This is a genomic window from Halomonas terrestris (assembly GCF_049166755.1).
In the GTDB taxonomy this organism is placed as follows: domain Bacteria; phylum Pseudomonadota; class Gammaproteobacteria; order Pseudomonadales; family Halomonadaceae; genus Halomonas.
In genome coordinates, this window is the sequence record NZ_JBMHFZ010000008.1 from 102283 (window position 1) to 115771 (window position 13489).

Sequence of the window (13489 nt, forward strand, 5' to 3'; positions counted from 1 at the left end):
CCAGGTCATGGCCGCAGCAGATGTGCGTTGACGCCTTCGGGTGAGGTTGCTAGCTTACGCCCACTCTCAGGTGCTGGCGGCAACTTGTCGTCAGTGAAACGGGAAGTCGGTGCGCTCATGCCATTCCGACGCTGCCCCCGCAACGGTGATCGAGACAAGAACGACCATGATGCCACTGTGCTCCGGCACGGGAAGGCGGCCGTTCGGGAAGCCGGTGTTTCACGCCGCTTCCGCTCGTCAGCCCGGAGACCGGCCCGAGAGATCATGCCGGGTTGCGGTGGGCGACCACGAGGCTGGGCAGACGTCCTCGACCCCGTTTTCCCTCCCCCTCGATCCCCCTTGCCGCCCCGGTGCATACCGAGAATACAGGCCGTGCGGGTAGGCACGGCGAGCAAGGGAACCTCCATGAACACCAGAATCAACGCCACCCGTGGCCTGGCCGCCTTCGGCCTCGTCGCGCTTCCGCTGGCCATCCAGGCCCAGGACGCCACGCCCGATACCGACGAGGTCATACGCCTCAACCCCCTGGTGGTCACCGCGGCCCTGGCGCCGCGCACCGCCGACGAGAGCCTCGCCTCGGTCACCGTGCTGGACGAGGCGACACTGCGTCGCCAGGATCCGGTGAGCTTCACCGATCTCTTCCGCGGCCAGCCGGGGGTGGACGTGACCTCCAACGGCAGCTTCGGCAAGACAAGCAGCGTCTCGATTCGCGGCACTTCGAATAACCAGAGCCTGCTGATGATCGACGGCATTCGCCTGCGCTCCGCCACCGACGGCGGTCCCGCCTGGCAGTTCCTTGACCCGCGCATGTTTGAGCGCGCCGAGATCGTTCGCGGCCCCCGCGGCAGCCTCTACGGCGCCGATGCCGTGGGCGGCGTGGTGCAGCTCTTCACCCCGGAAGGCGAGGAGGATGCGCCCCAGCCGCGGGTGTCCGTGGGCGGCGGCTCCTTCAATACCCAGCGCTACAGCGCCAGCCTGGCAGGCGGCAGCGGCGGCACCCGCTACTACGTCGCCGGCAGCCGCTTCGACACCGATGGCACGCCGGTGCGTCGCGGGGGCGAGGACAAGGGCTACGACAACACCTCCGGCCTGGTGCGGCTCTCCCACACCTTCGACAGTGACGCCGAGGTGGGCCTGCTGGCGCTGCGGGCCCGGGGCAATACCGAGTTCGACAGCTTCGGTGCGCCGGCCGAGACCGACTTCGTCCAGCAGGTGGCAGGCATTTATGGCGAGCTGCCGGTCACGGACCAGGTGCGCAGCCGCCTGACCCTCAGCGAGGCGCGGGACGAGAGCGATACCCTCGACGCCTTCGGTTTTTCCGTCTTCGATACCCGGACCCAAACGGCGCGCTGGGAAAACACCCTTGGTTTTGGCGTGCATGAACTGGTGGCCGGTGCCGAGTACAGCGAGGACCGTGTCAGCAGCACCGCTGAGTACGACGAGACAGCTCGCGATAACCGCGCCGTCTTTGCGCAGGGCCTGCTGGACTTCACCCCCTTCGCCGTTCAGGCCTCTCTGCGCTATGACGACAACGAAGCCTTCGGCGAGGAGGTCACCGGTGGGCTGGCGCTGGGCTATGATCTCGACGCCTACCATACGCTCAGGGCAAGCTATGGGACCGCCTTCCGGGCCCCCAGCTTCAACGAGCTCTACTTCCCGGGCTTCGGCAGCCCGGACCTCAATGCGGAGACCTCGGCGACCTATGAACTGGGCATTCGCGGCCAGTACCGCACCCTCTTCTGGGATCTGGCGGCCTACCAGAGCGATATCGATGACTTGATCATCAACGTCGATACCACCGGAGATGGTTGGGTCGACACACCCAGAAACGTTTCCGAGGCACGCATTCGGGGCATTGAGCTGTCCGCCGGGACGGAGGTGGCCGATTGGATGCTTCAGGCCGCGCTGACCTATACCGACCCGGAAGACCGTGCCACTGGCAATCGTATTCCCCGCCGTTCCACCCAGGGTCTGCGCCTGGACATCGACCGTGAGCTGGGCGACTGGTCCCTGGGTGGCTCCTGGATCGCCCAGGGCTACCGCTATGATGATGCTTCCAACGAGCAGCGTCTGGCCGGCTACGGTCTGGTTAATCTGCGTGCCGGCTGGGAATTTGCGCCGATGTGGTCGGCCCGTCTGACCGTGGAGAATGCCCTGGACAAGGAGTACGAGACCTCGCGTGACTATATCAACGCCGGCCGTGCGGCCTTCGTCAGTGTCCACTTTGGCCAGTAGCGGCCAGCTCAGCGGGGCCCTTGGCTCCGCTGCCGTCTTCTTCGCCTCGCTCGGCCTGGCCCTGTCGGGGCTGGGCACGAGCGAGGCGCGCGCCGATTCGCCCTGTGCCGTCGACGACCGCGGTCGCGAGGTCTGCCTGGCGACGCCGGCCGAGCGCATCGCCGCGCTCTCGCCGGGAGCCACCGAGCTGACCTGGGCCGCCGGGGCGGGTGAGAAGGTGGTGGCGGTGGTGGCCTACAGCGACTATCCGCCCGAGGCGCGGGAAATACAGTCGGTGGGCAGCCATACCCGGATCGATCTGGAAACCCTGGTGTCGCTCGCGCCGGACCTGGTGATCGGCTGGGTCACCGGCAATCCGGCCGAGCAGCTCGAGACCCTCGAGGCGCTGGGCATGCCGGTGTTCATGATCGAGCCGCGCAGCATCGACGGCGTGGCCACGGCCATCGAGCGCCTGGCACGGCTGGCCGGCAGCGAGCCGGCCGGCGACCTCGAGGCGGCGCGCTTCCGCGAGGGCATGGCGGTGCTCGCCGAGCGCCATGCCGAGGCCGAGCCGGTATCGGTCTTCTACCAGGTCTGGGACGAGCCGCTGATGAGCATCAACGACGAGCACCTGATCGGCCAGGTGGTATCGCTGTGCGGCGGCGTCAATGTCTTCGGCGGGCTCTCTCGGCTGGTGCCGCGTATCGACGACGAATCGGTACTGGCCGCCGACCCGGAGGCGATCATCGCGGGCGGCATGGGCGAGGAGAATCGCCACTGGCTGACCCACTGGGAGCAGTATCCGGGCCTGACCGCCGTGGCACGGGACAATCTCTTCTTCGTGCCGCCGTCGCTGATCCAGCGGCCCACCCCGCGCCTGCTGGAAGGCAGCCGGATACTCTGCGAGAAGCTGGAGGTGGCACGTGGCAGACGGTAGTCGAGACCCATGCGTCGGCTGAGCCTGCCCCTGGGCATGTTGCTGGCGGCGTCGCTGGCGGCGCTGGCGCTGTCGGTCAGTGTCGGCAGCGTCAACCTGGCATGGGGCGAGCTGTGGGCGGTGCTGCGCGGCGACGGCGAAGCCCTGGCGCGCACCCTGGTCCTCGACCTGCGGGTGCCGCGCTCGCTGTCGGCCTTCGCCACCGGCGGGCTGCTGGCGGTGGCGGGGGCGCTGATGCAGGTGCTGCTGCGCAACCCCCTGGCCGACCCCTATGTGCTGGGACTCTCCGGCGGCGCCTCGGTGGGCGCGCTGGCCGCCATGCTGGCGGGGATGGGCGGCATGGTGATTTCCGGCTCGGCCTTCGCCGGGGCGCTCGCCTCCACCCTGCTGGTGTTCGGCCTGGCCCACGGCACCGGCAGCTGGACACCCTCCCGCCTGCTGCTCACCGGGGTGGTGGTGGCCGCCGGCTGGGGCGCGGTGATCACCCTGATGCTGGCGACCAGCCCCGCCGACCGCCTGCCCGGCATGCTCTACTGGCTGATGGGCGATCTCTCCTATGCGCGCACCCCCCTGCCGCCGCTGGCATTGCTGGGGGTGGCCTGCCTGCTGGTGATCCCGCTGGGGCGCAGCCTCAACGTGCTGGCTCGCGGGCCGCTGCAGGCCGCGGCCCTGGGCGTGGCGGTGCGCCCGCTGGAGTGGGTCATCTATGTCGCCGCCAGCCTGCTCACCGCCATGGCGGTCACCACCGCCGGCAGCATCGGCTTCGTCGGCCTGGTGGTGCCGCACATGCTGCGCCTGGTGCTGGGCAACGACCAGCGCCTGATCCTGCCGGCCTGTGCCCTGGCCGGCGGAATACTGCTGGTACTGGCCGACACCCTGGCGCGCACCGTCATCGCCCCGGAGCAGCTGCCGGTAGGGGTGATCACCGCGCTGCTCGGCGTCCCCACCTTCCTCTACCTGCTCTACCGGAGCCGCTGATGAGCCGCCTCGAAACCCGTGACCTCGTCATCGACGTGCCGGGACGGCGCAGCGGCGAAGCGCTGTCGCTCAGTATCGAGCCGGGTCAGGTATGGGGCGTGCTGGGGCCCAACGGCGCCGGCAAGACCACCCTGCTGCATACCCTGGCCGGGCTGCGCGCACCCCGCGGCGGTCGGGTAATGATCGACGGTCGGCCGCTGGCGGCGCTTGGCCGTCGGCAGGTGGCGCGCCTGCTGGGGCTGGTGTTCCAGGAGCGCCAGGACGGCTTCCCCGCCACGGTGCGCGAGACCGCGCTGATCGGTCGCCACCCCTGGCTGTCGCCCTGGCAGATGGAGGGCGGCGAGGACCTGCGCCTGGCCGAGGCGGCGCTGGAGCGGCTCGATGTCGACCACCTGGCCGATCGCCTGGTGAACACCCTCTCCGGTGGTGAACGCCAGCGCCTGGCCATCGCCACGGTGCTGACCCAGGCGCCGCGGATATGGCTCGCCGACGAGCCGACCAACCATCTCGACCTGCATCACCAGACCGCGGTGATGGCACTGCTCGCCGAGCAGGCCGCCGCCGGCAATACGGTGGTGATGTGCCTGCACGACCTCAACCTGGCGGCACGCTGGTGTGACCAGCTGCTGCTGCTCTATCCCGACGGCGAGGCATGCTGGGGGCCGCGCGACAGCATGCTCGAGCCCCGCGCCCTGGAGCGCCTCTACGGCCAGCGCCTGACCACCGCCGAGGTCGACGGTGCCCCCGTCTTCGTGCCCGTGAGGTGATCCCCGATGACGCTCGACGAGGCCCTCGCACTCCGATCCACCGACATGCCACGGGAGGAACCCCATGCGTGACAACGCCAAGGACCCCGAACGCCATGCCAAGCGCATGGCCCACAAGCAGAAGATCATGAACGAGCGTATCGCCGCCGCCGACAGGGAGCAGGGTGTGCTGCTGGTGCTCACCGGCCCCGGCAAGGGCAAGAGCAGCTCCGGCTTCGGCATGCTGGCCCGGGCGCTGGGCCATGGCATGAAGGTCGGGGTGGTGCAGTTCATCAAGGGCAAGTTTGCCACAGGCGAGGAGGCCTTCTTCCGCCAGCTGGCGGGCGTCGACTACCACGTGATGGGCGAGGGCTACACCTGGGATACCCAGGACCGGGAGCGCGACATCCAGGCCGCCGAGGCGGCCTGGGCGCAGGCGAGTCGTATGCTGGCCGACGCCAGCTACGACCTGGTGCTGCTCGACGAGCTGAATATCGCCCTGCGCCACGAGTACCTCGACCTCGACCGGGTGCTCGACGACCTCCAGGCGCGCCCGTCGATGCAACACGTGGTGGTCACCGGCCGCCATGCGCCGCGCGAGCTGATCGAGCTGGCCGACACCGTCACCGAGATGCGTGTGGTCAAGCACGCCTTCAAGGAGCAGGGGGTGAAGGCCCAGAAGGGCATCGAACTTTGAGTCGCACCCTGATGATCCAGGGCACCACCTCGGATGCCGGAAAGAGCACCTTGGTGGCGGGGCTGTGTCGCTGGCTCGCGCGCCGTGGGGTGTCGGTGGCGCCGTTCAAGCCGCAGAACATGGCGCTCAACAGCGCGGTGACCGAGGACGGCGGCGAGATCGGGCGCTCCACGGCGCTGCAGGCGCTGGCCTGCGGCATCCCGCCCCACAGCGACATGAATCCGGTGCTGCTCAAGCCGGAGAGCGATCGCGGCGCCCAGGTGATCCTGCGCGGGCGGGTCCACGGCCACATGGACGCGCTGGACTATCACGCCTACAAGCACACCGCGCGAGAGAGCGTGCTGGCGGCGTGGCAGGCACTGTCGTCACGCTTCGACGTGATCATCGCCGAGGGGGCGGGCAGCCCGGCGGAGATCAACCTGCGCGCCAACGACATCGCCAACATGGGCTTCGCCGAGATGATCGACTGCCCGGTGCTGCTGGTCGGCGACATCGACCGTGGCGGGGTCTTCGCCCAGCTGGTGGGCACCCTGGAGCTGCTCGGCGAGAGCGAGCGCTCGCGTACCCGGGGCCTTGTCATCAACCGCTTTCGCGGCGATATCGGCCTGCTCGAACCGGGGCTCGAGTGGCTCGCCGAGCGTACCGGCAAGCCGGTGCTGGGCACCCTGCCGTACCTGCACGGCCTGCTGCTCGACGCCGAGGACAGTATCGGCCGCGAGGGGCGAGAGGAGGGCGAGCCGGCGCTGCGCGTGGTGGTGCCGGCGCTGCCGCGCATCAGCAACCACAACGATTTCGATCCCCTGCGCCTGCACCCCCGCGTGGCGCTCAGCTTCGTCGGGCCGAACCGGCCCATTCCGCCGGCGGACCTGATCATCCTGCCCGGCAGCAAGAGTAGCCGGGCCGACCTCGCCTGGCTGCGAGCCCAGGGCTGGGAGGCCGTCATCCAGCGCCACCTGCGCTATGGCGGCCACGTGCTGGGCATCTGTGGCGGCTTCCAGATGCTGGGCAAGGCGATCCACGACCCCGAGGGGCTCGAGGGGCCGGCCGGCTCCACGTCGGGGCTGGGCCTGCTGGCCCTGGAGACACGCATGGTGGCGGGCAAGCAGTTGCGCAACGTCAACGGCAGGCTGCTCCCGGCGGGAGAGCCCATCGCCGGTTACGAGATCCATAACGGCGTGAGTGAGGGTGCCGCGCTGGCACGACCACTGGTCGCACTCGAGGAGCGCGACGACGGCGCGGTGAGCGACGACGGCCAGGTCATGGGCACCTATCTGCATGGCCTGTTCGAGCGTCCCGAGGCGTGCGCCGCCCTGCTGGCCCGCTGCGGCCTGGTCGCCGAGGGCGGGGCGGTGGACCACGACGCCCACCGGCTCGCCGAACTCGACCGGCTGGCAGTCACCCTCGACGCCCATCTTCAGATGACGGCCATCGAGCACCTGCTGGGCCTGCGGACTTCTCCTTGAGCCTGGAACTTTAGTGGCATGCCCGTCGTCGGCGGTCGCCCACCCTTCACGTCCCTGACCCACCCCTCGATGGTGGATGGCCATGGTTGACGTGAGCGTCAACTGGTGGCGATACCGGCGCTATCTTGTCGACAACTTGCGCGATTCCTCGCATCGGGGAGGGGGTGGCAGGGCTTGCCGTCGACCAGAATGCGCCGGATTGTCGACAGCGGTAGTGGCGTTCTCCTGCTCATGGCTTGGTACAAGGTCGAATGTTCGCCTTTGCTGCACCCGCGTAAGAACGGCTTCAGCCAACAACAACAACAGACAGAGGATTGCCATGAACAACCAGAACCGCTGAGGTTATCGACGTGCTGCTAAAACGTGAACACGGGGAAGAGCACCCCTACTGGCCACTCGGCCCCTTCAAGCTTCGCCTGCCCTTCATCCACTTCCGCTGGGAAATTCCCGAGACCGTCCAGGCCCTGGTGATGTTCGTCATCTCCCTGGGCATGATCCCGCTGCTGGAACAGTACCTGGGCGTGCCCTACGAGGTGGCCCTGGCCTTCGTGGTGGTGTGCGGCGTCGGCTTCATCCTGCCGCCGCTGCTCGGGGTGCCCTTCATCGCGGGCTGGATCACGCCGGCGATCCCGGTGGTGCTGCTGTTCATCGGCGAGTTCGAGCCCGGTCCCGAGGCGATCCGCGCCATGGTGGCCTTGCAGCTGATGGTCACGGCGATCTTCCTGTTCATGGCGGTGACCCGGCTGGGTACCAGGCTGGTCGACAACGTGCCGGCCTCGATCAAGGCCGGCATCCTGCTCGGCGCGGGCATTGCCGCGATCAGCGGCGAGATCAGCGCCGGCGGGCGGCTCTACAACACCCCGATCTCGCTGGGTATCGGTGGCCTGATCACCCTCTACGTGCTGTTCTCGCTGTCGTTCCGCGACCTGGCCGAGAAGTACCGCTGGGCGCGCAATATCGCCGCCTACGGCATGGTCCCGGGGATGCTGATCACCATGGCCATCGGCTGGGGCGTCGGCGAGTACGGCATGCCCGAGGTCGAGTGGGGCGTGGCGGTGCCGGACTTCGCCGGGATCTGGGCCTACCTGCCGTTCAGCGTCGGTGCCCCCGGACTCGACCTGATGGTGGCGGCGATTCCCACGGCGATCATCGCCTACATCATCGCCTTCGGTGACATCATCGTCGGCCAGACCCTGATCAAGCGCGTCGATCACCTGCGTCCCGACGAGAAGATCGAGGTCAACGTCGACCGCGTGCACCTGATCACCGGCCTGCGCAACCTGATGCATTCGCTGCTCGCCCCCTATCCGGGCCTGGCGGGGCCGCTGTTCACCGGCGCCATGGCGACCATCGCCGAGCGCTACCGCTATGGCCGCAAGGCGATGGACACCATCTATTCGGGCACCTCGGTGTTCTGGATCGTCGGCTTCCTGGCGCTGTTCCTGCTGCCGCTGGTGACCCTGTTCCGCCCGGTACTGCCCATCGCGCTCTCCATCACCCTGCTGATCACCGGCTACCTGTGCATCGCGGTGGCGGTGGAGCAGATCAGGAACGCCACCGCCATGGGCGTGGCGGGGATCATGGGGGTGGTGCTGGCGACCCATGGGGCGGCCTGGGGGCTGGGCATCGGCCTGATCCTCTACTTCCTGATCGAGCACCGTGCCCGCGGCGCCCGCGAGGCGGACGAGCAGGAGCCGATCCACGTCGAGGACGACATGGCGGTGGAGGACGAGGGGGTGGATCCGGAACCGGCCCCGCGCTGACGCCTGGCCGCAGGGGTGACACAACGGGCCGGCCCCGGTGGGCCGGCCCGTCCACATGATGGCCTCAGCTCGACGGCAGGTAGGACAAGAAGCAGGCCGGGTCGTCGCTGATCACGCTCTCCACGCCCCAGGCCCACTGATGGGCGAAGGCGGAGGGGTCGTTGGCGGTGTAGCAGATCAGGTGGTAGCCCGCGTCGCACACCGCCCGGGCCGTGCGCTGGGTGAGCCGTGTCCAGTCGGCGTGCACGCTGTAGGCCTCCACTGCCTCGCAGCGGCTGTGCCAGTCGCGGGAGATGCCCTCGAAGAGCACCCCGAGCGCCAGGCGTTCGGCACCGGCCAGCTCCCGGGCGCGGGCCAGGGCGCCATCGTGGAAGGAGGAAAGGATCCGCCGTTCCGGGGGCAGGGCGTCGAGCAGGGTCGGCAGCACGCCGTCGACCAGGGCCGCCGCGTTGCGGCCGCGGTTGACCTTGAGCTCCAGGTTCAGGCCCATCTCGAGTTCCTCGATCAGGCTGAGCATCTCGCGCAGCGTCGCCATGCGTTGGCCGCGGAACTGGTCGCCGAACCAGGCGCCCGCGTCCAGCTTGCGGGCCCGGGGCAGGTCGAGGTCGGCGAGGCGCGCCCGGCCATCGGAGCAGCGCCTCACGCTGGCGTCGTGCCAGATCACCGGGGTGGCATCGCCGAGCAGCTGCACATCGAGTTCCACCCAGGAGCAGCCGGCATCGTAGGCGGCCTGCACGGCGGCCAGGGAGTTCTCCGGTGCATGGGCCGAGAGGCCGCGATGCGCCATCAGGCGGGGCAGGGCAATGGGGGGGTGGGACATGGACGTCGCTTCCTTGATCGAACGCTCTGCGATCATCCTACACGGGTGTGACAGCCGTGTGTCGTCCCCGGCGAGGCGGAGTGTGCTAGGCTTCGCGACGAATGACAGGTGATGGGCAAGGGGCAATGTCGATGAGGGTGGTGAGTCTCGAGCCGGGCCAGTGGCGTGATGCCTGCCTGGCCCGCCTGTGCGCGGCGGTCTACGGTACGACCGCGGGGCTGGCGCCGCTGGTGGCGTTCAGCGGTACGCGGCACCTGCTGTTTCCCGGCGAGGCCGCGCGGCTGTGGGCTCTGCTGGGTGACGATGCGGTGCCACTGGCGCTGGCCCTGCTGGTGCTGGACGAGGCAGGCGAGGGCATGACGCTGCATCTGAGCGCCTCGCTGCAGGAGAGTCGCGAGCCTCAGCAGCGCCTGATCCGTGAGCTGGCGCTCAACGCCCCGCTGAGGGTCCTGCCCACCGCCGAGGCCGACGAGGCCTTTCTGCGCGAGTGCGGCATCACGCGCTGGGTGGAGGACGATCGTGGCCGACGCACCGGGCTGTCCGGCCGGCATCCCGCGGCCCTGACCGGCGAGCTCATGCCCGCGCTGGGATTCGACGAGCAGGACGTGCTGCGCCGATTCAAGCACGACAAGCGTTTCTTCGAGGCGGAGAAGGCGGCCTTCATCGCGGGGGTGTCGTCCTTCGCGTCGGGCGCCTGACCGCGCTGTATCGGCTGCTGACTTGACCGCCGGGGTCATCGGCGTTTGGATAACGGACCGTATCCCGAACGTGATTCATCCCGACAAACAAGGACAGCATCCCATGGCCAAGCGCATCCAGTTTGCCCGCACCGGCGGTTCCGAGGTTCTCGATTTCGTCGATGTTGCACCGGCCGAACCGGGGCCCGGCGAGGTCCGGGTCGAGAATCGGGCCGTCGGCCTCAACTTCATCGACATCTACTTTCGTACCGGCCTCTACCCGGCCCCGTCGCTGCCCTCCGGCCTGGGTACCGAAGGCGCCGGCGTGGTCGAGGCGGTGGGCGAGGGCGTCACCCACCTCAAGCCGGGCGATCGGGTCGCCTATGCCCAGGGCCCCCTGGGTGCCTATGCCGAGCGGCACACCCTGCCTGCGGCGAAGGTGGTGGTACTGCCCGACGCCATCGACTTCGAGACCGCCGCCGCCAGCATGCTCAAGGGGTTGACCGTGCAGTACCTGCTGCGACAGACCTCGCCGCTCGCGGGAGGGGAGACCATCCTCTGGCACGCCGCCGCCGGCGGCGTCGGCTCCATCGCCTGCCAGTGGGCCCGGGCGCTGGGCGTGAAACTGATCGGCACCGTGAGCTCGCCGGAGAAGGCCGCACTGGCCGAGAAGAACGGCGCCTGGGCGACCATCGACTACACCCGGGAGGACGTGGTCGAGCGGGTGCGCGAGCTGACCGATGGCGCCATGTGCGACGTGGTCTACGACTCGGTGGGCAAGGACACCTGGGAGACCTCCCTGGACTGCCTCAAGCCACGCTCGCTGATGGTCAGCTTCGGCAATGCCTCCGGCCCGGTGGAGGGCGTGAATATCGGCATCCTCAACCAGAAGGGCTCGCTGTTCGTCACCCGACCGAGCCTCAACGGCTATGCCGATACCCGCGAGCGCCTGGAGATGATGGCCGCCGAACTCTTCGAGATGCTCGAGAGCGGCAAGGTCAGGGTCGATATCGCCCAGCGCTTTGCGCTGGCGGACGCGGGCAAGGCCCAGGATGCCCTGCAGGGGCGCCGGACCACCGGTTCCACCATCCTGCTGCCCTGACCCGGGCTTCGCCGGGAGCTGCAGCTGTAAGTCAAGGAGCGTCGCCACCGGCCTAGCCGGTGGCGACGCTCTTTTCTTACGGCTTACGGCTATTCGATATCGACGTAGGCTCCCATGGCCCGCATCCGTGACTCGAAGCGTGCCACGTTGTCGACCAGGTCGTCGGGGCCGAAGGCCACGCATTCGGCCAGCAGCACCTCGATCAGGGTGATCGCCGAGAGGATCGAGGGGAAGAAATGGGGCGTGGCGTTGGCCACGTTGAAGGTGATGCTCGCCCCGGGGACCAGTGGCGAGCGCATGGTGTCGGTGACCACGATGGCACTGACGCCCGCTCCCCGGGTGATCTCCAGGGCGCGCATGGTCTCGGCACAGTAGGGCTCGAAGCCGAAGGCGATCACCACGTCCCCCTCGCCGAAGGGGGCCAGCTCGGTGAGCAGGCCCCCCTCGAGTCCGCGCACGAGGTGGATGTTGGGCATGGCGATACGCCCCACGTAGGCGAAGTGGTAGGCACAGGCGAAGGTGTCGCGAAAGCCCACCACCGCGACCTTGCCGGCGCCCAGCAGGAGACGGGCGGCATCGCGGACCCGGGACTGGTTGTCGGCGGTGAACAGCCGGCCGATGTTGTCGAAGGCGGCATCACCCACGTCGAGGAACACCTGGTCGTCTGTCTGGCTGGCCAGGCTGCGCAGGTTGCTGGCCCGCCCGGAGAGCTCCACCGGGCCGGCCTGTACCGCCGACTGGAAGACCTCGCGAAACTGCTCGTAGCTCTCGAAGCCGAGCCGCTTGGCCAGGCGCATCAGGGTCGACGGGGTGACCTCGGCGGCGGCGGCCGACTTGCGGATCGACTGGAAGGCGATCTCCACCGGATGCTCCAGCACGTAACCGGCGGCCAGCTTGAGCTGGCGGCTCAGTTCCGGGTAGGCCTCGGCGAGTTGCTGATTCACCGTATCCAGCCGGGTGGCGCCTTCCAGCGGGGCCGCGGCACTCCGGGTCTCCTGTTCCAGCACGCTGTTCTCCTCACCTGGTCCTGTCTTGGGCATTGAGCGCACGAGCGCCCGGGGCATTGTAACCCAAGAGGATCAGGCATTGATGAAACAAACGTATCTCATGTCAAAAAATCATGGCACGGATGTATTGACCGGGCATGTGACCTTCGTCTAGCATGCGGCCACAACAGACGTGTCTCGACAGCACCCGAATTGACACGTTTGTTTTATCGACTGTCCATTCGTCCGCTGCCCCCGAGACCCGCATGACCCACGCTACCCCCAAGCCCGACTACGAAACCCTGATCACCCGCCGTCACGATCAGGTGCTGGAGATCCGCTTCAACCGTCCGCACCGCCTCAATGCCGTGGTCGAGACGCTGTATACCGAGCTGCTCGATGCCCTCGCCCATGCCGAGTCCGACGTCGATATCCGTGCCGTGATCCTCACCGGCGAGGGTCGGGCCTTCTGTGTCGGCGCCGACATGAAGGAGCACGGCAGTGCCAAGCGCTCCTTGTTCCAGCGTCGCCAGTACCTGCAACTCGGTAATGACGTCTGCGAGGCGATTTTCAGGCTCGGCAAGCCGGTGATCGCCGCCGTCAATGGCTATGCCCTGGGAGCCGGCGCCGAGATGGCGGTCGCCTGCGATTTCATCCTGATGGCCGACGACGCCCAGATCGGCTTCCCCGAGACCAGCATCGGCACCTGCGTGGGCGGCGGAGTCTCGAGGATCCTGCCCCAGCTGGTGGGCCTGGCCATGGCGCGCCAGCTGCTCTACACCGGCAGGCGCATCGACGGCGAGGAGGCCGCACGGATCGGCCTGGCGACCTCCAGCTGGACCGCCGACTCGCTGCATCAGGAGGCCCAGCAGCTGGCCAGCCAGCTGGCGAAACAGGCCCCGGTCTCCATCGCCATGCTCAAGCGCCTGGTCAACCAGGGCAGCGATACCGGCCTGGAAAGCCAGTTGCAGCAGGAGCTGGATGCCGTCTTCACCTGCTCCACCACCGAGGACTGGCAGGAAGGCGTCGACGCCTTCGCCGAGAAGCGTTCGCCCCGGTTCCAGGGCAAGTAAATCCCGGGTCACCCGTCAATCACCCTTCAAGTG

The 13489-nt window shown here is 68.4% G+C and carries 12 protein-coding genes and 1 riboswitch; of the genes, 10 read left to right on the forward strand and 2 right to left on the reverse strand.

Features of this window, described 5'->3' with window-relative positions:
* Positions 1 to 51: 51 nt before the first annotated feature.
* Positions 52 to 272: riboswitch (cobalamin riboswitch) on the forward strand.
* 133 nt (positions 273 to 405) lie between these two features.
* From ACOMD9_RS10065 to ACOMD9_RS10095, 7 genes are all read left to right on the forward strand, one after another.
* Positions 406 to 2235 carry a TonB-dependent receptor domain-containing protein gene (locus ACOMD9_RS10065; RefSeq protein ID WP_421414335.1) on the forward strand — a complete coding sequence of 610 codons (1830 nt, stop codon included), beginning with the start codon at positions 406 to 408 and terminating at the stop codon, positions 2233 to 2235.
* Complete coding sequence (locus ACOMD9_RS10070) at positions 2216 to 3151, forward strand: cobalamin-binding protein (RefSeq protein ID WP_421414337.1); 936 nt, start codon at positions 2216 to 2218, stop codon at positions 3149 to 3151. The genes ACOMD9_RS10065 and ACOMD9_RS10070 overlap by 20 nt, the downstream gene beginning before the upstream one ends.
* 9 nt (positions 3152 to 3160) lie before the next feature.
* A complete protein-coding gene (locus tag ACOMD9_RS10075) occupies positions 3161 to 4129 on the forward strand; it encodes a FecCD family ABC transporter permease (protein ID WP_421414339.1) in 969 nt (322 codons plus the stop codon).
* Positions 4129 to 4896 (forward strand): ABC transporter ATP-binding protein, encoded by a 768-nt coding sequence (locus tag ACOMD9_RS10080; protein WP_421414342.1) that lies wholly within the window; start codon positions 4129 to 4131, stop codon positions 4894 to 4896. The genes ACOMD9_RS10075 and ACOMD9_RS10080 overlap by 1 nt, the downstream gene beginning before the upstream one ends.
* A 64-nt stretch (positions 4897 to 4960) precedes the next feature.
* Positions 4961 to 5572 carry a cob(I)yrinic acid a,c-diamide adenosyltransferase gene (cobO, locus tag ACOMD9_RS10085; RefSeq protein WP_421414344.1) on the forward strand — a complete coding sequence of 204 codons (612 nt, stop codon included), beginning with the start codon at positions 4961 to 4963 and terminating at the stop codon, positions 5570 to 5572.
* An 11-nt stretch (positions 5573 to 5583) separates the two neighbouring features.
* Positions 5584 to 7035 (forward strand): cobyric acid synthase, encoded by a 1452-nt coding sequence (locus tag ACOMD9_RS10090; RefSeq protein WP_421414453.1) that lies wholly within the window; start codon positions 5584 to 5586, stop codon positions 7033 to 7035.
* A gap of 350 nt (positions 7036 to 7385) precedes the next feature.
* The gene (locus ACOMD9_RS10095) at positions 7386 to 8798 is read left to right on the forward strand and encodes a xanthine/uracil/vitamin C permease (protein WP_421414346.1); all 1413 of its coding nucleotides are present in this window, start codon (positions 7386 to 7388) and stop codon (positions 8796 to 8798) included.
* 64 nt (positions 8799 to 8862) lie between these two features.
* On the opposite strand, the gene ACOMD9_RS10100 is transcribed toward ACOMD9_RS10095, so the two are convergent.
* A complete protein-coding gene (locus ACOMD9_RS10100; RefSeq protein WP_421414348.1) occupies positions 8863 to 9618 on the reverse strand; it encodes a glycerophosphodiester phosphodiesterase family protein in 756 nt (251 codons plus the stop codon).
* A 131-nt stretch (positions 9619 to 9749) separates the two neighbouring features.
* Between ACOMD9_RS10100 and ACOMD9_RS10105 the strand changes: the two genes are divergently transcribed.
* The gene (locus ACOMD9_RS10105; protein ID WP_421414351.1) at positions 9750 to 10316 is read left to right on the forward strand and encodes a hypothetical protein; all 567 of its coding nucleotides are present in this window, start codon (positions 9750 to 9752) and stop codon (positions 10314 to 10316) included.
* A gap of 103 nt (positions 10317 to 10419) precedes the next feature.
* Positions 10420 to 11397 (forward strand): NADPH:quinone reductase, encoded by a 978-nt coding sequence (locus ACOMD9_RS10110; RefSeq protein WP_421414353.1) that lies wholly within the window; start codon positions 10420 to 10422, stop codon positions 11395 to 11397.
* 89 nt (positions 11398 to 11486) lie between these two features.
* On the opposite strand, the gene ACOMD9_RS10115 is transcribed toward ACOMD9_RS10110, so the two are convergent.
* Positions 11487 to 12404: a MurR/RpiR family transcriptional regulator gene (locus tag ACOMD9_RS10115; RefSeq protein WP_421414354.1), complete on the reverse strand. Its 918-nt coding sequence runs from the start codon at positions 12402 to 12404 to the stop codon at positions 11487 to 11489.
* 245 nt (positions 12405 to 12649) lie between these two features.
* Here ACOMD9_RS10115 and ACOMD9_RS10120 point away from each other — a divergent pair, with 245 nt between their 5' ends.
* The gene (locus ACOMD9_RS10120) at positions 12650 to 13456 is read left to right on the forward strand and encodes an enoyl-CoA hydratase/isomerase family protein (protein ID WP_421414356.1); all 807 of its coding nucleotides are present in this window, start codon (positions 12650 to 12652) and stop codon (positions 13454 to 13456) included.
* Positions 13457 to 13489 lie beyond the last annotated feature (33 nt).

Coding starts and splice junctions, on each gene's coding strand:
- ACOMD9_RS10105 (WP_421414351.1), top strand. CDS start 9,750: ATGAGGGTGGTGAGTCTCGAGCCGGGCCAGTGGCGTGATGCCTGCCTG.
- ACOMD9_RS10120 (WP_421414356.1), top strand. CDS start 12,650: ATGACCCACGCTACCCCCAAGCCCGACTACGAAACCCTGATCACCCGC.
- ACOMD9_RS10065 (WP_421414335.1), top strand. CDS start 406: ATGAACACCAGAATCAACGCCACCCGTGGCCTGGCCGCCTTCGGCCTC.
- ACOMD9_RS10090 (WP_421414453.1), top strand. CDS start 5,584: ATGATCCAGGGCACCACCTCGGATGCCGGAAAGAGCACCTTGGTGGCG.
- ACOMD9_RS10100 (WP_421414348.1), bottom strand. CDS start 9,618: ATGTCCCACCCCCCCATTGCCCTGCCCCGCCTGATGGCGCATCGCGGC.
- ACOMD9_RS10075 (WP_421414339.1), top strand. CDS start 3,161: ATGCGTCGGCTGAGCCTGCCCCTGGGCATGTTGCTGGCGGCGTCGCTG.
- ACOMD9_RS10110 (WP_421414353.1), top strand. CDS start 10,420: ATGGCCAAGCGCATCCAGTTTGCCCGCACCGGCGGTTCCGAGGTTCTC.
- cobO (WP_421414344.1), top strand. CDS start 4,961: ATGCGTGACAACGCCAAGGACCCCGAACGCCATGCCAAGCGCATGGCC.
- ACOMD9_RS10080 (WP_421414342.1), top strand. CDS start 4,129: ATGAGCCGCCTCGAAACCCGTGACCTCGTCATCGACGTGCCGGGACGG.